The 18,723-nt window shown below is 64.3% G+C and carries 18 protein-coding genes and 1 pseudogene; 16 read left to right on the forward strand and 3 right to left on the reverse strand.

What is annotated here, in order from left to right; all coding sequences use genetic code 11:
- Both Q0331_RS01460 and leuD read left to right on the forward strand, forming a co-directional pair.
- Window positions 1-496: aconitase family protein (locus Q0331_RS01460; protein ID WP_298074240.1), on the forward strand; the 496-nt coding region annotated here is incomplete at its 5' end.
- Between the two features lie 106 nt (window positions 497-602).
- On the forward strand, window positions 603-1,199 hold the full coding sequence (leuD, locus tag Q0331_RS01465) for a 3-isopropylmalate dehydratase small subunit (protein WP_298074242.1): 597 nt from the start codon (window positions 603-605) through the stop codon (window positions 1,197-1,199).
- A gap of 3 nt (window positions 1,200-1,202) precedes the next feature.
- Here leuD and Q0331_RS01470 read toward each other — a convergent pair whose 3' ends face one another.
- On the reverse strand, window positions 1,203-2,231 hold the full coding sequence (locus tag Q0331_RS01470) for an NUDIX hydrolase (protein WP_298074244.1): 1,029 nt from the start codon (window positions 2,229-2,231) through the stop codon (window positions 1,203-1,205).
- 124 nt (window positions 2,232-2,355) lie between these two features.
- On the opposite strand from Q0331_RS01470, the gene Q0331_RS01475 reads away from it, so the two are divergent.
- Window positions 2,356-3,354, forward strand: a complete 999-nt coding sequence (locus Q0331_RS01475; RefSeq protein ID WP_298074246.1) for an NAD(P)H-dependent glycerol-3-phosphate dehydrogenase — start codon at window positions 2,356-2,358, stop codon at window positions 3,352-3,354.
- Between the two features lie 80 nt (window positions 3,355-3,434).
- Window positions 3,435-4,556 carry a D-alanine--D-alanine ligase family protein gene (locus Q0331_RS01480; protein WP_298074248.1) on the forward strand — a complete coding sequence of 374 codons (1,122 nt, stop codon included), beginning with the start codon at window positions 3,435-3,437 and terminating at the stop codon, window positions 4,554-4,556.
- Between the two features lie 405 nt (window positions 4,557-4,961).
- Here the strand turns inward: Q0331_RS01480 and Q0331_RS01485 are convergent, their stop codons facing one another.
- Window positions 4,962-6,035 carry a DUF3515 domain-containing protein gene (locus tag Q0331_RS01485; RefSeq protein WP_298074250.1) on the reverse strand — a complete coding sequence of 358 codons (1,074 nt, stop codon included), beginning with the start codon at window positions 6,033-6,035 and terminating at the stop codon, window positions 4,962-4,964.
- A gap of 61 nt (window positions 6,036-6,096) precedes the next feature.
- Between Q0331_RS01485 and Q0331_RS01490 the strand changes: the two genes are divergently transcribed.
- The 12 genes and pseudogenes from Q0331_RS01490 to Q0331_RS01545 all read left to right on the forward strand — a co-directional run.
- A complete protein-coding gene (locus Q0331_RS01490; protein ID WP_298074251.1) occupies window positions 6,097-7,083 on the forward strand; it encodes a thiamine-phosphate kinase in 987 nt (328 codons plus the stop codon).
- A gap of 32 nt (window positions 7,084-7,115) precedes the next feature.
- Complete coding sequence (locus Q0331_RS01495; protein ID WP_298074253.1) at window positions 7,116-7,805, forward strand: uracil-DNA glycosylase; 690 nt, start codon at window positions 7,116-7,118, stop codon at window positions 7,803-7,805.
- Window positions 7,806-7,882: 77 nt separating this feature from the next.
- Window positions 7,883-9,418 carry a DAK2 domain-containing protein gene (locus Q0331_RS01500; RefSeq protein WP_298074255.1) on the forward strand — a complete coding sequence of 512 codons (1,536 nt, stop codon included), beginning with the start codon at window positions 7,883-7,885 and terminating at the stop codon, window positions 9,416-9,418.
- A gap of 3 nt (window positions 9,419-9,421) precedes the next feature.
- Window positions 9,422-11,587, forward strand: coding sequence for an ATP-dependent DNA helicase RecG (locus Q0331_RS01505; RefSeq protein ID WP_298074257.1), 2,166 nt, complete (start codon window positions 9,422-9,424; stop codon window positions 11,585-11,587).
- Between the two features lie 51 nt (window positions 11,588-11,638).
- Window positions 11,639-11,851: an acetyl-CoA carboxylase biotin carboxyl carrier protein subunit gene (locus Q0331_RS01510; protein WP_034986380.1), complete on the forward strand. Its 213-nt coding sequence runs from the start codon at window positions 11,639-11,641 to the stop codon at window positions 11,849-11,851.
- Window positions 11,852-11,905: 54 nt separating this feature from the next.
- Window positions 11,906-12,475 (forward strand): RsmD family RNA methyltransferase, encoded by a 570-nt coding sequence (locus tag Q0331_RS01515; RefSeq protein ID WP_298074259.1) that lies wholly within the window; start codon window positions 11,906-11,908, stop codon window positions 12,473-12,475.
- A gap of 10 nt (window positions 12,476-12,485) precedes the next feature.
- Window positions 12,486-12,971: a pantetheine-phosphate adenylyltransferase gene (coaD, locus tag Q0331_RS01520; RefSeq protein ID WP_298074260.1), complete on the forward strand. Its 486-nt coding sequence runs from the start codon at window positions 12,486-12,488 to the stop codon at window positions 12,969-12,971.
- Between the two features lie 59 nt (window positions 12,972-13,030).
- On the forward strand, window positions 13,031-13,780 hold the full coding sequence (locus tag Q0331_RS01525) for a DivIVA domain-containing protein (protein WP_298074261.1): 750 nt from the start codon (window positions 13,031-13,033) through the stop codon (window positions 13,778-13,780).
- Window positions 13,781-13,804: 24 nt separating this feature from the next.
- On the forward strand, window positions 13,805-14,347 hold the full coding sequence (locus Q0331_RS01530) for a DUF177 domain-containing protein (protein ID WP_298074262.1): 543 nt from the start codon (window positions 13,805-13,807) through the stop codon (window positions 14,345-14,347).
- A 23-nt stretch (window positions 14,348-14,370) separates the two neighbouring features.
- Window positions 14,371-15,105: a ribonuclease III gene (gene rnc / locus Q0331_RS01535; RefSeq protein ID WP_298074264.1), complete on the forward strand. Its 735-nt coding sequence runs from the start codon at window positions 14,371-14,373 to the stop codon at window positions 15,103-15,105.
- A complete protein-coding gene (gene mutM, locus Q0331_RS01540) occupies window positions 15,098-15,964 on the forward strand; it encodes a bifunctional DNA-formamidopyrimidine glycosylase/DNA-(apurinic or apyrimidinic site) lyase (protein WP_298074266.1) in 867 nt (288 codons plus the stop codon). The genes rnc and mutM overlap by 8 nt, the downstream gene beginning before the upstream one ends.
- A gap of 115 nt (window positions 15,965-16,079) precedes the next feature.
- A pseudogene (locus Q0331_RS01545) lies at window positions 16,080-17,042 on the forward strand (alanine/glycine:cation symporter family protein); the annotation flags it as partial.
- A 53-nt stretch (window positions 17,043-17,095) separates the two neighbouring features.
- Here the strand turns inward: Q0331_RS01545 and Q0331_RS01550 are convergent.
- On the reverse strand, window positions 17,096-18,723 hold a 1,628-nt coding region (locus Q0331_RS01550), incomplete at its 5' end, for a DNA polymerase (protein WP_298074268.1).

The following is an 18,723-nucleotide window of genomic DNA, read 5'->3' on the forward strand; positions in this document are numbered from 1 at the left end:
GGAAGCCATCCCGCAGCTGGAGGACTTCACCAACGACAACGACCGCCTCGCCGCCGAGCGCGCCATGGAATACATGGACCTCAAGCCCGGCACCCCGCTGCGCGACATCAAGATCGACACGGTCTTCCTCGGCTCCTGCACCAACTCCCGCATCGAGGACCTGCGCGCCGCCGCAGATGTCATCAAGGGCCGCACCGTTGCCGACGGCACGCGCATGATCGTTGTTCCTTCCTCCACACGAGTGAAGATGCAAGCGGAAGAAGAGGGGCTAGACAAGATCTTTATTGACGCCGGGGCGGAATGGCGCACAGCAGGTTGCTCCATGTGCCTAGGCATGAACCCGGACCAGCTTGCCCCGGGCGAGCGATCGGCCTCCACCTCCAACCGAAACTTCGAAGGCCGCCAGGGCAAGGGTGGGCGCACGCACCTGGTCTCCCCACCAGTTGCCGCCGCCACCGCCGTGACGGGCCACCTTGCAGGCCCGGCGGATCTGTAAAACAGACCGCTAGATACCCGCACAAGACCCGCCCAAAAATTTTTTCGACCCTCCCCGCCAGCGACCTAAACAGCAGGTGGGGGAGCAGAAAGCAGAAGAGAACACCATGGAAAAGTTCAACACCCACACTGGCGTGGCGGCACCGCTGAACCGCTCTAACGTCGACACCGACCAGATCATCCCCGCCGTCTATCTGAAGCGCGTGACCCGCACCGGCTTCGAGGACGGCCTGTTCGCCGGCTGGCGCAAGGACCCAGAGTTCGTCCTGAACCAGGAGCCCTACAAGAACGCCTCCGTGCTGGTGGCCGGCCCGGACTTCGGCACCGGCTCCTCCCGCGAGCACGCCGTCTGGGCGCTGATGGATTACGGCTTCCGCGTGGTCCTTTCCTCCCGTTTCGCGGACATTTTCCGCGGCAACTCCGGCAAGGCGGGCCTGCTGGCAGCCCAGATGGAACAGAGCGACATTGAGCTGATCTGGAAGCTGTTAGAACAGCAGCCGGGCGCGGAAATCACCGTGAACCTGGAAGACCGCACGGTCACCTTGGGTACTCACACCTTCGGCTTCGACGTGGACGACTACACCCGCTGGCGCCTGATGGAGGGCCTGGACGACATCGGCCTGACCCTGCGCAACGAAGAGGCCATCGAGGCCTTCGAATCCCAGCGCGCCAGCTTCAAGCCGCGCACCATTTCCGCCAGTTAGCGCTTACTTAACGGACAGCGGGCTGGCCAGGTAATCCAGCCCCAGCAGCTTGTCGCCGGCGAAGTGCAGCACCCAGGTGCTGGACTTCTTCACGCGCATATCCTCAATCTCCACGTCGTGCTCGCCCGCAACGCGGGCCAGCACACCCGGGATCACCGTGCCCTGGGCAACAACCATGGACACAGGCGCGGCCGTGGCGGCATGGAACGCATCCACCGCGGTATCCGGATCGGCAGCCCACCCGGCATCGCCCAGGTTGGCGTCAAAAGCAACTTCCAACCCTAAGTCCTGAGCAATCGGCGCGGCCGTGTGCTCGCAACGCACCGGCACGGCCGAAGAAATCGTCTCCGGGCGGTAGCCCGACAGCTCAGAGACCAACAGCTCCGCCTGGCGGCGGCCCTTCTTGCTCAGCGGACGCAGGTCGTCATCGCCGGCCCACCCTTCGCGGGCGTGCGCCTTCGCGTGGCGGACGTACAGCACGCGGCGGTCACAACCCAGCTTCAGCACACCCATGGCAGCATCCACGACCTTCAGATCAGCCTCGTAGCTCAGCAGCTCCTTGGCCTCTTCTGGGGAAACCCAGCGCAGCTCATCGGACTCCTCATTCGGCTCGAACTCACCAGACAATTGCTGGGCAGTCCAGTAATAAACCACCTTCGTGCGCGAACCAACCGGGTAGTGGACATAACCCAAAACCCAGCCCAGGCGCACGCTGAAGCCGGTCTCCTCCCAGATCTCGCGCATGGCGGTACCCGGCAGATTCTCGCCCGGATCGACCTTGCCCTTCGGCAGCGACCAGTCGTCATAACGGGGACGGTGGATGATCGCGATCTCCACGTCCGTGGACTCGGGGGAGTTAGGGGTGGAGGCGGCGGCGTCCGGAGAAAAGCGCCAAATAACCGCACCCGCAGCGAAGGTCGGGCGGGCGAACTCCTCGCTGGGGCGGGATCCGATGCGGGTCACGTGGCCCTGATCGTGCCGCGACATGGCCAGGGACGTAGAAAGATCGCCAGTTCCTGTGTGAGTGATCACTTTTAAAGGGATCCCTTTCGATAGACTATTGCCGACAATCGTATAACGAACCCAAAAGTTATACCGAACTCAGGCAAGCAGAACTCAGGCAAGCAAACAGTGCAGGCGGGAAGGCGACAAGCAGATGGTGCGAGTAGCAGTGATGGGCGCAGGCTCCTGGGGTACGACGGTTGCCAAGGTTTTTGCTGACGCCGGTAACGAGGTCCGCCTCTGGGCGCGCCGCGCCGAAGTCGCCGACGACGTGCGCGATAATCACCGAAACAGCGCCTACCTGGGGGACATCGACCTACCGGCCGCGATGACCGGCACAACCGACCCCGCCGAGGCACTGAGCGGTGCAGAGATCGTGGTGCTGGGAGTACCGTCGCAGTCGCTGCGCGAAAATCTGCAGAATTGGAAGGAACTCATCGGCTCGGACGCCTCCCTGGTGAGCCTGGCCAAGGGCATCGAACACTCCAGCGGCCTGCGGATGAGCCAGCTGATCTCCGAAGTGGCGGACGTGCCCAGCGAACGCGTGGCCGTGCTGACCGGTCCGAACCTGGCGCGCGAAGTGGCCCAGGGGCAGCCCGCCGCAACCGTGGTGGCCTGCACCGACATGGATCGCGCGAAGCTGATCCAGGCGGCCGTGGCCGCACCGTACTTCCGCCCATACACCAACACGGACGTCATCGGCTGTGAAATCGCCGGCACCTGCAAGAACGTCATCGCCCTGGCGGCGGGCATCGCCGCCGGTATGGGCTTTGGCGACAACACCGCCGCTACCGTGATTACCCGTGGCCTGGCGGAAACCACCCGCCTGGCCCTGGAAGTCGGCGCCGACGCGCGCACGCTTAGTGGGCTGGCGGGCATGGGAGACCTGGTGGCCACGTGTACCTCGAAGCTCTCGCGCAACCGCCGCTTCGGGGAGCACCTGGGCAAGGGAGAGACCCTGGAGCAGGCCGCCGCGTCCACCAAGGGACAGGTTGCCGAAGGCGTGGTGAGCAGCCAGTCCGTGCACGAGCTGGCGGAGAAGGTCGGCGTGGAAATGCCCATCACCGACGCAGTCGTGGGAGTCTGCCACGAAGGCGCCGACGTGCAGCAGGTAATGATGGGGCTACTCGGGCGCAGCAAGAAGGCCGAGTAAGCCGCGCACGCTAGCAGTTCGGTTGAAAGGGGCGGGGCGGTGGGGATGTGGCGTCATAAAAACGGCTAAGGTAAAAAGCCGTGAGTAACGAAGCCAAGAAGCACGCACGCACCACCGTCGCCGTCCTGTACGGCGGCCAGTCGACCGAGCACTCCGTATCCTGCATCAGCGCAGGTGCGGTGATCGACCACCTGGATCCGGAGATTTACAACGTGGTTCCCGTGGGGATCACCGAGGCCGGCGCATGGGTGCCCGGGACGACCGACACCTCGCAGCTGCGCGCGAATGGGCGGGACATGCCGCGCGTGGAAGACGGAGGCGTGCACGTGCAGCTGACGTTCGGCGGGGCTGGAACGGACGGCTCTGCGGGCTCTGGTGCGGCGGGTGAGATGCGCTACGTGACCGGGCCGCAGGCAGGCGAGGTATTTGCGCAGGTGGACGTTGTTTTCCCGGTGCTGCACGGCATGAACGGCGAGGACGGCACCGTGCAGGGCGTGCTGGATCTGGCTGGCGTGCGGTACGTCGGCAACGGTGTGCTGGCTTCGGCGGCGGGCATGGACAAGGACTTCACCAAGCGGCTGGCGCGCGAGGCTGGCATCCCGGTGGGCGAGGAGCTGATTCTGTTCCAACCGCGCGAGCTGACGACGGAGGAGAAGGAGCGGCTGGGGCTGCCCGTGTTCGTGAAGCCGGCGCGCGGCGGATCTAGCATCGGCATCTCCAAGGTGGACAGCTGGGAGGAGTTCGATGCCGCCGTTGACCTGGCTTTTTCCCACGACAACAAGGTGATCGTGGAGGCGATGATCCACGGTGCCGAGGTCGAGTGCGGTGTGTTGCAGCACGCGGACGGCTCGATCGTGTCTTCGGTTCCGGCGATGCTGAACGGCACTGAGGATGGTGCCGAAGGATTCTATGGTTTTGACGCCAAGTATGTCGACTCGACCGTCTCCGCCACCATCCCAGCGCCGCTACCTGCGGAGACTCTGAAGGAGATCCGCCAACTGGCCATTCGCACGTTCAACGCGCTGGGGTGCGATGGCATCGCGCGCGTGGACTTCTTTGCGACGGAAAACGGGCCCGTGCTGAATGAGATCAACACGATGCCTGGGTTTACGCCGATCTCGATGTATCCGAAGATGTTCGCCGCTGACGGCGTGAGCTTCGGCGACCTGGTCAGCGCGCTGATCGCCCGCGCCCTGGCCTAGCTGGAGCTAGCTGGCTCTGCCGTGGCCTGCAAATGTCGCTAGAACGGGAATCCGTTATTGATACCAGTTTTCTTTAATCTAAACCTGCAGGTCAGGGGCTCGCGCTAGTTTGCGAGGCTTCGGTCGCGGCGACGTATTCCCGTTCTAACGACATTTGACCACGCGGAGTGCCCATTACCGGCCTGCGTGAGAGGGGGCGCCGGAACAGGTGCAGGTTTTTGGGTTGCGGTGGGCGAAAGTGTCGGAAAAGTTGCAATTTGTTACTGGGGTGCATTGTCAATAGTGTAAATATGTAGGTCAGAAGCTTTTTGCTCACGATGTCGGGAGAGGCGGTCTGATGTTTTGCAACTTTTCCGACATTTGGCACCTACGGCATGTGACTCCTGTGGCAGGTGTGGAGTGCCGCTACTGCTGGGCAGTGGCGGGCTGCTTCTCAGTCTTCTTGAGGGAATCGGAGATTGCGCTGGTCACGGAAGTGATGACCTCCTCGCCGGCGGACTGCGGCATCGCCAGACCCACAATCTGCTCCCGGCCCAGGGCATACCAGTGGCCCATCGTCGACCCGCGCGAAAGCGAGGGGTCGGAGAACCACGGAACATCATCTACCTGGGTCAGGTTGGCCCCCGGCTCATAGGCCTCAGGCATTTCCAGGCCACAGCGAATGACCACCGGCTCGTGTCCGTCAGCCAGGTAGGTCGCCGAGCCACTGGGAGCCTTGTCGAATACCGACTCGTCCACGCCTTCGGGTAGCGCATCTGCGTTTTTCAGCTTGGAGCTGCCGGCAGAAATGTGAACCAGTCGCCAGTCAGCCAGCGAATCCGGCAGCGACTCCAGGAACTTGCGGCACGCCGGGGACTCGGTCGCACCACCGGATGTGCCTGCCTCGCCGGAACCACCGGAGCCACCAGCCACCGCAGCCTTCGACAGTGGGTAGGGGGCGGGCTTTGCTGGAGAGTCGGCGTCATAAAGAGAAGACAGAGCAGAACCAACCCCCTCGAGCGCGCTGCCCACGTCGGAAGAAGCCGTCACCGCGACCGCGGGCGAACCCCCGACCGCGTACCAAGTGCGCAGGTCAGAGCCCGGGGTGGCATCGGAAACGGCGGTCCAGCGCGCATCGCCAGAAGTAAACACCGGCGACAACACCGTGTACTGATCCGGCACATTCACCCCGCACCGCACAGACAGCTCCGCGCCCGAAGAGTCACGATAAGCCGCAGCCCCATCCGGCGCCGGGTCGCGCACCTCCACGGAACGGAAACGATCCAAGTCCCGCGGCAGCGCCGCCACGAAATCGGCACACACCTGCGACGACGCCTCCGGCGCATCCACCGGACCCATTGCCACCGGAGCGTAGACCTTCTTATCCATCGTGATTTTCGCCGCCACGATCACCACAACAATCAGAAGAATGGCCAGCACCGTCGACAGCACCAGCAGGTACCGCGGGGTGGACACGGGGGAGGTGGATTCGTCACTCATAGCGCACCATCTTAATTAGACTTGTCGCAGTACCCCAAGCATCACTCGATCGAAAGGCTGCATGCGCACTTCACTGACCGTCGCCGAGGCCGGCGAGGCCGCCACCATCGCGGCGATCCGCCAGGCCGCACCGAGTTCTCTTAATGGCGATGACGCCGCAGTGCTGGAACCCACAGGCACCAATTCACGGCACGTGTGCTCGACGGACATCCTCGTTCAGGACCGGCACTTCACGTTCGACTACTCGACTCCGTGGGAGGTTGGGGTGAAGGCGGTGACGCAGAACTTCGCGGACATTCAGGCGATGGGAGCACGTCCCACCGCGATCCTGATGGCGATCGCCACTCCGGGGGATTTGCCGCTGCAGACGGTGGCGGATATTGCGCGCGGCATCGACGAAGCGGCTTCCCCGTGGGCGGCGGAGCTGGTCGGCGGGGACGTTGTGACCAGCAAAGACTTGGTCATTTCCATTACCGCCTTGGGCGAGATCTCCGGGCCCGCCGCGGCGCTGACTTTGGATGGCGCGGGCGTGGGGCAGAGGGTCATCGCCAGCGGGCCGATCGGCTATAGCGCGGCGGGGCTGGCGATTCTGCGCCACTATGGCTCCCGCAAGGCGATCCCGGCAAACGATTCGATCCTCAACGAACTGGCGGATTGGCACTGCGCCCCGCGTCTGGAGCCGGGTCGCGGTTCCGTCGCCCGCGCTACTGGTGCGAGCGCCATGACGGATAACTCCGATGGGCTGATCGTGGACCTGTGTGCCATCGCGGAGCGCTCCGGAGTGTGCCTGGATTTGGACGGGGCGGCTCTGGTGCCCGACGAGAAGCTTAGGTATGCCGCGCAGATGACGGGCAAGAACCCACTGGAATGGATCTACACCGGCGGCGAGGACCATACTCTTTTGGGAACTACGGACGCCCGCATGCCCAGTGGCTACCGCCGCATCGGGACTGTACGCAGCCTCTCGGTTGAGGGGGACGGTGAGGGGGACTATGTGCTGGTTGACGGCGGGCGCCCGCCGTTTACGTCCGGCTGGCAGTCGGTGTAGTTGAGACGGCACAGTAAGGCGAGGGAGAAGGCGTGAATTCTGTACGGGAGCAGGCGCACCAGCTGATCGAGCGGATCCACCCGGCGTGGTATCTGCCGGGGCTGCAGTCGGTGCTGGAGGGTGCTCTGGCTGAGGGGCAACGGGCGGCCCAGCAGGGCATCCAGGCACAGGTCCTGCCCGCGCCAGAAAAAATTTTGCGGGCCTTCGAGGCCGACCCCACGCAGGTGAAAGTACTGATCGTCGGGCAGGACCCGTACCCCACGCCCGGGCACTCGGTGGGGCTGGCGTTCTCTGCGGAGCTTCCCGCAGGCGAGCCGCTGCCGAAGTCGCTGAAGAACATCTACACCGAGTACGCAGATGACCTCGGCCTGCCAGCCCCCACCAGCGGGGACCTTTCCCCGTGGGCCGACCGCGGGGTGCTGCTGCTCAACCGCGTGCTCACCGTTCAGGCGGGGAACGCGGGCAGCCATCGCGGGCGCGGCTGGGAGGCCATCACCGAGGCCGCCGTCCGCCAAGTCGCCGCCAACCCGCACTTCGCCGCGATCCTGTGGGGCAAGCAGGCCCAGCAGCTGGCACCGCTCATCGGCGCGGAGCGCTGCGTGATGTCCCCGCACCCCTCGCCGTTGTCCGCTTATCGTGGCTTCTTCGGTTCGCGCCCTTTCAGCAGGTCAAATGCGATCCTGGAAGCATCCGGCGGCGCGCCCGTCGACTGGCGCCTGTAGCCCAGCCCGTATCCCCCTAACGCGCCACGATCCCGCAAACCGCCCTGCTGTCCGGCTGGTTCGCTAGGGTAGTGGGAGTGAAATCCAGGAAGGCAGAGGCGCAGCCGGTGGCTGAAGCGCAGCCGGTGGAGCAGGCGCCCGCTCATCTCGACGCGCGCGTTGTCGCCCAGTGGGCTCGCCTCTCGGCCAGCAGGCTCCGCGAGCAGAGCCAGGCGATTAACGCCCTAAACGTATTCCCCATCCCGGATTCCGATACCGGCTCCAACATGGCGCACACCATGACCACCGCAGTCTCGGCGGTCGACGCGCTGGAGGAAGACGCCAGCCTCCCCGAGGTCACCATCGCCCTGGCCACCGGCGCTGTCCGTGGCGCCCGCGGAAACTCCGGCCTGGTGCTCAGTCAGGTGATGCGCGCCCTCGCCGAGGCGGCCTCGCAGGGCCACATCGACGGCCCCGCCGTGGCGGACACACTCTCGCAGTCGGTGGGCTTCGTCCGCACCGCAATCTCCACGCCTGTCGAGGGCACCGTTATCAGCGTGCTCGATGCCGCCGCCACCGCCGCCCATGAGGGCGAGCCGAACCTCGCGGACGTTGCCACCCGCGCCCTCCATGCCGCCGAGGAAGCCCTGGCAAACACCCCCAACCAGCTGCCCGTCCTCGCCGAAGCGGGGGTTGTGGACGCGGGCGGCCAGGGCCTCGTGGTGATCCTGCAGGCCCTGGTTGATGTTCTGGACGGTGCTGGTTTTACTGATGACGCCCCCACGCCCGACCATGAGCGAACCCAGCAAGAGGTCGAGGTGATGTTCTTCTTCGAGGGGAACCTGGCAGCCCTGCGCGAGCTCCTGGAGGCCCACGGCAACTCGGTCATCGTCGGACCCTTAGGGCCGGAAGAAGGAACCGCGCACGTGCACACCAACCGCGCCGGCGAGGTCATCGAGAAGGCCTTCACCCTGGGTACAGTCACCGACCTGCGCATCGAGGTTCTGCCCGCCGACGGGGAAGCTGCCGACAGCGGAAAGCCAAGCACACCAGCCCCCGCGGGGGCCCAAGCACGGGCGGCAGACCAGGGGCCGTTCATCGTGGCGCTCACGCCCACCGGCGGAGTCGCGCGACTTTTCGAGGCTGCGGGGGCGGTGGCGGTGGCGTCACCAAACAACAAAACCCTGGGCGAAGCAGTGCAGGGGCTGGGCGAAGGGCCGGTAGCCGTGCTGACCAACGGGCAGGACGTTGCCGCGCTGCAGGGGTTAGACGGGACGCGAGAGGTCGACATCATCGATACGAAATCGCTGGTCGGCGGGCTGGCGGCGCTGGCGGTGAACGACCCCACCGTGGACTGGGACGACAATGTCGAGGAAATGATCGACGCGGTAGAGGCCCAACGCTACGCCACCTGCCCGCCCGACACGATGGTCGATACCCTCAGCACAATGCTGGCCGACGGCGGGGAACTCGTGACTCTGCTGTGGAGCGCCCCAGCGACCGACCAGACCGCCATCGATGGGCTGAAAGCCACCTTCGCCGAGCTGTATCCGGATGTGCAGATCGACGATCACCACATCGAGCTGCAGGGCAACGACCACGACCCGTGCCTGGTGCAGATCGGAGTGGAGTAGCCCATGCTGGGATGGCAGGACTCGCGCCCGCTGTCGGTTGCGATCTCTAACGACCGCGCGAAGCGGCTGGCCGATAAACCCGGCATTAAAACCATCGCCGACGCGGTGCTGAACTTCCCCGTCACCTACGCGCGGCTCGGCTCGCCGCAGGGGCTCGACGAGCTGCGGGTGGGGGAGAAGTACACCTGCGCCGGGGAAATCCTCAGCGTGGGGGAGAAAGACAACCACTCCGGGCGTGGCCCCAGAAAATTTTTGACGTTCACCTTCACCGACGGCGTGCGGAGCTTCCGCTCCGCGCTGTTCGGGAACGTGGCCTACCACCGGAAGCGCATCAAGAGGGGCTCGATGATGCTGCTGCACGGCAAGCTCTCCGAGTTCAACGGCCAGTGGGAGCTGAAAAACCCCAGCTACGTATCCATCCTGCCCGCCCTGGATGCGGAGTTCGGCATGTTCGGGCCTCTGAAGACAATCGTGGACGTCATGGGCTCCGAGACCGCCGCCCAGGAGCTGCTGGCCAAGCCATGGATGGCCGGATACAAGCGCCGCCCCGGCACCTCCACCGCGGAAATGCTGGGAGTGATGGACCACGTACTGCGGGTCATGGACGAGCCCGGCGAGTTCCTGCCACTCCCGCGCCGCAACCCCGGCGCGCCCGCCTGGCCCACGGATGGAAAGGGCCGCCCGCTGATCAGCTTCGCCGACGCGCTGCGGCACATCCACCAGCCGAGCGAGGCCGGCCCCGAACCCGCTCGGCGCAGGCTGAAGTTCAACGAGGCTCTCGAGCTGCAGCTGGTCATGGCTCTACGGCGCAATGACGCCACCAAGCGCACCGGCATGGCCCTCGCGCCGGGCGAGAACGTGGAGAAACTGATCGCGGGGCTGCCCTTCGACCTCAGCGCGGGGCAGAAGATGGCGCTGGAGGACATCGGCTCCCGCCTGGGTGGAACCACCCCGGCAAACCTGCTGCTGCACGGCGAGGTTGGCTCCGGCAAGACGATGGTGGCGTTGATCAGCATGCTCTGGGCCGTGGACTCCGGCTATCAGTGCGCTTTCATCGCTCCGACGGAAATCCTGGCCGTGCAGCACGCCCGCAGTCTGGTGAAGATGCTGGAGAACACCGACGTGCGAGTATCCGTATTGGTCGGAAGCCAGAAGCACGCAGAGAAGCAGCGCACGCTGCTGGACCTGGTCTCCGGCCAGACCGACATTGTGGTCGGCACGCACGCGGTGATCCAAGACTCGGTGGAGTTCTACCGCCTGGGCATGGTCATCGTTGACGAGCAGCACCGCTTCGGCGTGCAGCAGCGCAACAAGCTGCGGGAATCCGCGCCGGTGGATGCCACCCCGCACATGATGGTCATGACCGCCACCCCAATCCCGCGGACCGTGGGCATGACGATGTTCGGCGACCTGACGCCCATCACGCTGGTCGGTAAGCCCGGTGGGCGCGGAGACATCGAGACTGTGGTGGTGCCCGCCGATAAACACCGCTGGGTGCGGCGCGCCTGGGAGCGCATGGGCGAGGAGATCAAGGCCGGCGGCCAGGCCTACGTGGTGGCGCCCCGCATTGAGGGCTACTCCGGCGTGGAACATTGGTGCGAGCGCATCGCCACCGAGGAACTGCCCGGCTATCGCGTGGCGATGCTGCACGGCAAGATGGATCCCTCCGACAAAGACCAGGTGATGCAGGACTTCGCCGCCGGGAAGATCGACGTGCTGGTCGCCACCACCGTCATCGAGGTTGGCGTGGACGTGCCGAACGCCTCCATGATGATGATCCTGGAGGCAGAGAACTTCGGCTTCTCCCAACTCCACCAGCTGCGCGGGCGCATCGGCCGCGGGCGCCGGGACTCACTGTGCCTGCTGCACACCACCGCCGCGCCGGATAGCCCCTCCTTCCACCGCCTGCAGGTGGTGGCGCAGAGCAACGACGGATTCCGCCTGGCGGAGGAAGACCTGAAGATGCGCACCGAAGGAGACATCCTGGGCCAAGACCAGTCGGGGCGGTCGGCGCGAAGGGCGTCATTACTAGACCTCAGCACCGACGGCGAGATCATCGAATCGGCGCGCGACTACGCAGAAGCGCTGGTGGCCTACGACGAGCAGCTGGCGCGCTCGCTGGTGGTGGACATCGAGATCGACGACCAGGACTACATCGAGAAGAGCTAGAGAAGAGCTAGGGGAGAAGAACTCGCCGACCCAGTTGCTAGACTCTGGGGCATGGAAATCTGTGCCCCATTCGCGGGAGTTGTGCACTTCCTCGTCGCCGACGGAGAGACCGTAGACACCGGCGACGCGCTGTGCACGGTGGAATCGCTGAAGCTGGAAGCGCCCGTGCTCGCGCCGGGGCCCGGGGTGGTGCGCAGGACGAACTCGCAGGACTATGAGGATGTGCACGGCGGGGACGTGATTCTGCGGGTCGAGGCCCAATAAGGCCGGCACTAGTAACGACCACGAGCAAAAATTAAGGCAGGATTACAAAACACTATGACACGCATTATCTCCGGAACCGCCCGCGGCCGCAGCATCAAGGTCCCCAGCGAAGGCACCCGCCCCACCTCGGACCGCGCCCGCGAAGGGCTGTTCTCCTCTCTGCAGGTCCGCTTCGGCTTCGTCGACGAGGTCGTGCTGGACCTCTTCGCCGGTTCCGGCGCTCTCGGGCTGGAGGCCGCCAGCCGTGGGGCCAAGGAAGTCACCCTGGTGGATAACAGCGACGCGGCGGTCAAGACGATCAAGGACAACGCGCGCGTCGTGCCCGAGGCGAAGGTGCAGGTGGTGGAGGCGAAGGCGTCATCCTTCCTGGCCGGAGCCCCGCGCAACCACTACACGATGGTGCTAGCGGACCCGCCCTACGAGCTCACCGACGAGGCTGTCGCCGAGATGGTGGAGGCGCTGATTCCTGTTCTTACTAGTGACGCCGTCGTGGTGGTCGAACGCAATAGTGCCTCACCCGAAACCGCGTGGCCGGAGGGCTTCGAGCCGACCGGGCAGAAGCTAAAGAAGCGCACCTACGGAATCGCCCGCTTCGACATGGCGATTTGGCGGGGCGAGGGTTAGGTTAGGTGCCATGCGAGTAGTTTGCCCCGGATCTTTCGACCCCATCACGCTGGGTCATTTGGATATCTTCACCCGCGCTGCTGCCAACTGGGAGGAGGTCGTAGTTCTGGTGACCTATAACCCGAACAAGAACGGCCTATTCACCGCCGAGGAGCGCATCGAGCTGATCGAGAAGTCCATCGCCTCCATCCCCAACGGGCCGAAGAACATCACGGTCGATACGTGGGACAAGCTGCTGGTGGACTACCTGAACGAGAACAATATTCAGGCGATGGTCAAGGGGCTGCGCAGCTCTTTGGACTACGAGTATGAGCTGCCGATGGCGCAGATGAACCAGCGCCTGTCGGGCGCGGAGACGTACTTCCTGCTGACCTCTCCGGAGTACGGATACGTGTCCTCTACCCTGTGCAAGGAGGTTGCGAAGTACGGAGGCGACGTTTCCGGGCTGCTGCCGGAGCCGGTTGTCGCGGCACTGGAGGAGAAGTTCCGCGGCTAGCGCCCGTCAAGGCGTGTCTAAACCTGTAGTTGAGGTCAAGTGATGGCACAGTGGAGGCCATGTACAAGACATTCCAGGGTATGGATGACCTTCAGCAAATGGTGGAGCAGGCCTATGGCGTGCCCATGACCTCCAACTGCATGGTTCCGCGGCGCGAGGTGCTCGACATTCTCGACGAAATGCGCAACGCGATCCCCATCGAGATGGACGACGCGCAGGACGTCCTCGACCACCGTGATGACATCGTCGCCGATGCTCAGGACCAGGCCGACGCAACCATTTCCAGCGCCAACTCCGAGGCCGACGCGATCGTGCAGGACGCACAGGATCGCGCCAACCAAATCCTCCAGGAAGCTCAGGACCGCGCGACCAACACCGTCGCCCAGGCCGAGGATCAGGCCGACCGCCTGGTCAGCGACGCTCGCCGCGAGTACGAGACGGTCACTACCCGCGCCGCCGACGAAGCCGAGCGCCTGGTCAGCGAAGGTAACGCCAGCTACCAGCGCTCCGTCGACGAGGGCCTGGCCGAGCAGCGCCGCCTGGTCTCCGACTCCGAGGTTGTGCGCAACGCCGAGGCCGAGGCCAAGCGCATCATCGACTCTGCCCACGCGGATTCCGACCGCCTGCGCACCGAGTGCGACCGCTACGTCGATTCCACCCTGGCCGAGTTTGAGGACACCCTCACCACCACGCTGCGTACCGTGAACCGCGACCGGTCTGCCCTGCGCAAGGGTGCCGGTGCCTCCGGATACCAGAACGGCACTGCCGGATACCAGAACGATTCCGACCCCCACGGTTACCGTCAGTAGCGATAGACGGGTAGAAAGAAGGGTATGAGTAACCCCTTCGTTCTTGCAGTCGGCGACATCCCAACTGGACTCAGCGAGCCGGTCGACGCCCAGGGGGCGTCACCCGTACCGTGGGGCGGCAACATGCTGGGCGTGGCAGAGGGCGCACCCGTCGAAGTTCATGGAACCCTGGCGAACTTGGGCGAGGCAATCATGGCCAACCTGCAGGTCAGTGGCGAGGCCAAGGGAACGTGCTCCCGCTGCCTGCAGGAGCTTTCCACCACCCTGGAGTACTCCATCAGCGACGTTTTCGGCCTGACCCCGGACTTCATCACCGATGACAGCGCCGAGGGCGACGATGCTGAGGACGAGGAAGAGCCGCTGCTGGTGCAGGACAACGCCATCGACATCACCCAGCTGGTCATCGACGAGGCCGGCCTGAACGCGCCGTTCAGCCCCGTGTGCGCCGACTTCGGTGCCGAGTGCCGCGAGGACACCCCGGCGCCGGACGGTATCAGCGAGGAAGCTGAGGAAGAGGACCGCCCGGATCCGCGCTGGGCCGGCCTGGAGAAGTTCAAGAACCTCTAAAAGGAAAGGCATCTCGAAACCCAATGGCTCGTAAACGCCGATTGACCGGCGAGGCCGCCCTCAACGCCGCCTATGGCAAGTCCGACCACGCACCGCTGCTGGAGGCGTGGGGTGTGGACCTGCCCGACGACCTGCTGCGACTGGCGCTGACCCACCGCTCCTTCGCCAACGAAAACGGCCACCTGCCGAACAACGAGCGCCTGGAGTTCCTGGGCGACGCAGTGCTGGGCCTGGCCGTGGCGGAACAGCTGTACCGCCAGTTCCCGGAGCGCGCGGAATCGGACATCTCCAAGATGCGCTCCGGAGTGGTGAACATGTACGCCCTGGCGGATGTCGCTCGCCGCCTCGGCATGGGCGAGTACATCCTGCTCGGCCGCGGCGAGATGCTGACCGGCGGCAAGGATAAGCACTCCATCCTGGCGGACTCCGTGGAGTCCATGCTCGGCGCGATCTACCTGCACCACGGCTTCGAGGTTGCCCGCGCCACGGTGCTGCGTCTGTTCGCCGACAAGATCACCGAGGCTCCCACCACCGGCCTGACGATGGACTGGAAGACCGTACTGCTGGAGAAGCTCTCAGACATGAAACTGCCCCTGCCCACCTACGAAGTGCGCGGCGAAGGCCCGGAGCACGACAAGACCTTCTATGCCACCGTCACCATCGAGGACCTGGTAACCCACGGCGAGGGCCACACCAAGAAGGTCGCCGAGCACGCCGCCGCCAAACAGGCCGTGCAGAAACTCAACAAGCGTGCCTGAGCTCCCCGAGGTTGAGGTCGTCCGCCGCGGCCTGGAAGAACACCTGGTCGGCCGCCGCTTTACCGACGTCGAGGTCTGTCACCCGCGCGCCGTCCGCTCCGGGGAGCCGGAAGTTCTTGTTTCTTTTCTTCGTGACGCCACCGTCTCCGCCGTCAAACGCCGCGGAAAATTTTTGTGGTTGGACTTCGGCGAGGATTTCCTGCTGCAAGTGCACCTGGGCATGAGCGGCCAGATGCTCGTGGCCGACCCCGGCCAGGTGCAGTCCCCGCACGTGCGCATCCGGGCTGGCCTATCCGATGGGCGCGAGCTGTGCTTCGTGGACCAGCGAACCTTCGGCGAGTGGCGGCTGGAAAAGGCCGTGCCGGATCCGTGGGTAGCGGGGGCCGGGGTGGCGTCACCAAAAAATTTTTTACCCCAGAACGTAAGCCACATTGCCGCCGATCCGCTAGAGGCCGCCTTTGATGCGCGGGCGGCGGTAGAGCGGATGAAGGCCAAGCGCGCGGCGGTGAAGACGGTGCTGCTGAACCAGGAGGTCGTCTCCGGTATTGGCAACATCTACGCCGACGAGGCGCTGTTTCTGGCCGGGGTGCGTCCGCGGCGAAGTGCGGCTCTGCTGAGTAGGCCCACCCTGCACCGGGTGTTGCAGTCGGCGGCGGAAGTGATGGAGCGCGCGTTGGAACAGGGCGGAACCAGCTTCGATGCGCTGTATGTGAACGTCAACGGTGCGTCGGGGTACTTTTCGCGCTCGCTGAACGTGTACGGGCGCGGCGGCGAAGCCTGCAAGAGGTGCGGGGAGCCGATCAAGCGGGTTGTCGTCGGCGGGCGGGCGACGCACTATTGCGCGACGTGCCAGCAGTAGGAGTGCCACGGGCGAACAGCGAGAACCTTAAAGCTTCCTGAGCTGCAACGATAGGTAGATAAAGAGGATCGGGCGCATTTATTTTCTGGCACTAGTTTCGGGTAAATTTCTGCGCATGGAAACAATTGAAAATTTCGTGGCGAATACGCTGAACGAAAATATTTGGAAGATCATCCCCGTCTTCCTGCTCGCAGCCGGCGCCTACTTCGGCATTCGCACCCTGGTGGTGCAGATCCGGATGGTGCCGGACATGTTCCGCTCGGTGAAGGAACCGGCGGTCGGCAAGAGCGGAGAGAACATCTCCGCGTTCCAGGCTTTCAGCATCTCGGCAGCGTCCCGCGTGGGTACAGGCAACGTGGTGGGCGTGGCTATCGCCATCACCCTGGGTGGCCCGGGCGCGGTGTTCTGGATGTGGATCGTCGCCCTCGTCGGCGGCGCGACTGCCTTCGTGGAAGCCACGCTGGCGCAGCTGTGGAAAACCCGCGATAAGGACGGCTACGTCGGTGGCCCGGCCTACTACATGACCAAGGGGCTGGGCGCGAAGCCGCTGGCGTTGATCTTCGGCATCGCCATCACCATCACCTATGGCTTTGTGTACAACGCCGTGCAGACCAACTCCATCGCGGAGGCCGCGGGTTCCTCCCTGCACTCCCTGAACCCCAATATTGCGCCCGATGCGACTTGGCTGAAGATCGCTACGGGCCTGCTGGTGGCCGTGCTGACCGCGCTGGTGATCTTCGGTGGCGTGAAGCGCATCGCTAACGCTACCCAGGTGATCGTGCCCGTCATGGCCAGTGCCTACATTCTGTTGGGCGTGATCGTGCTGGCCATCAACATCAGCGAAGTTCCAGCGATGTTCGGCACCATCGTGGAGCACGCCCTGGGCATCAAGGAGATCGCCGGTGCCACCTTGGGCGCAGCGTTCATGAACGGCATGCGCCGTGGTCTGTTCTCCAACGAGGCCGGCCAGGGCTCTGCACCGAACGCCGCCGCCACCGCGGCAGTATCGCACCCGGTCAAGCAGGGGCTGGTGCAGACCCTGGGTGTGTATTTTGACACCCTGGTGGTTTGCACGGTCATATCAAAAAGTTTATACAGAAAAACCCCCTACCAGCTGGTAGGGGGTCTTTTTTATTTGAGGGTGGCTTCGTACTCGGAGCGGGTTTCGTCCGTTACGTACCCGGAGCCCCAGGAGGGGCCGTACACCTCTGCGTCGGTCCCGATGTGGACCCCGAACAGGTCGGCCTCCATGAGGGAGGCGATCTTCTGCGCAGCCGCCTCGGCCACCCGGGAGGGGACGCTGGCGACTACTTCGTCGTGGATGGGCAGGCGTAGGTAGGGTGTAATCCCTTCCTCGTCCATGCGCAGGAGAGCTCGTGCTGTGATGTCACGGCTGGTGGACTGGATCATGTAGTTCAGCGCCGCGTAGGCACGATCCTTATCCACATGCAGCACTCGCCCGGTCACAGTGTCGATGCACCCGTTAGCCTTAGCCTGGGCTTGCAGCCGGTCTGCCAGCTTCTTTACGCCAGGGTAGGTTCGCTCGAAGCCCTGGATAACCTCGCGGGCTTTTTCTACGGTGATTCCGCAGGTTTCCGCGATGTTCCTCGGCCCGGAGCCGTACACGTAGGCGAAGTTCACTGTCTTACCGACGGAGCGTTCGACGCCCGACGCATCGGCGGTCATCTGGTGCAGGTCCGCCCCGGTTGCGAAAGCATCTTTCATGTTCTTGTCGCCCGACAGCGCTGCCAGGACTCGGAGTTCCTGGGCTTGGTAGTCGCACGATACGATGGATTCTCCTTCGTCGGGGATGAAGCACCGCCGGATTGTCCAGTCCCCGGAGGGGAGTGTTTGTGCTGGGATTCCTGTGATGCTCATGCGCCCTGTGCGGGCTGCGAGGGTGTTGATGCCAGCGTGGCACCTGTCCTCGCTGTCCCTGCGGTTCAGGAAGTTCTGAACCCAGGATGCTCGCTGCTTCTTCACCTTCTTAGCCTCCAGCACGTAGGCTGCTAGTCGGCTGCCTTCGTCGGAGAGCTTGGTGAGGACTGCTTCGTCCAGTTTTTTGTTGCCGGAGGGGGTGAGTTCGGTGAGTTTAGCTCCGTCGAACTCCTCCAGAGCTTGAGCTACCTCAGCGTTCTGGTTGACGGATTCGATGCCGTACTCGATGAGGGCCAGGCCCTCCCAGAGGGTTTGCTCCTCCTCCAGCTTTTTATCCAGGTTTTGCGCGTACTCCACGTCCAGCAGGAACCCGTTGCGCTGCATCTCCGCGCAGACGCGGGCTACCTCGTGCTCGTACCTGACCAGGTTCAGCACTGACTGGTTGTGGAACGGGGTGTTGGCGAGCCGGGCTTGTTGCTTGCGGGCTACGCCCTCCAGCATACGCTGGAGCTGGTTGTGCAGACCGTAGGTCAGTACCACATCCATCCCCGCGTACCCGAGGTACGTTTCGTTCCAAGCGTCGATGGTGGCGAACAGCTCCGACTTGGTACACCCAATCTCCTTAGCCATGCTGGCGATGCTGCCTTTAACATCGTCGGCTACCGTGGGCATCTTAAGGACGGTCCGGGTCAGTTCTGAGAGCGAGTGGCCCGGTCCTCCCTCGCGGACTCCTCGGGAGTCCACCAGGTGCGCGAGGATCATGGTGTCGGTGATGCGGGACCAGTCTGCCTTGTACCCGTAGCACTGCTCTAGGGCCAGCACGTCGTAGGTTGCGTTGTGCAGGTACAGATCCCGGTCTTCGAACCACTGTTCGAGCGTCC

Origin of the sequence: uncultured Corynebacterium sp., from assembly GCF_937999985.1 — a bacterium.
Classification (GTDB): domain Bacteria; phylum Actinomycetota; class Actinomycetes; order Mycobacteriales; family Mycobacteriaceae; genus Corynebacterium.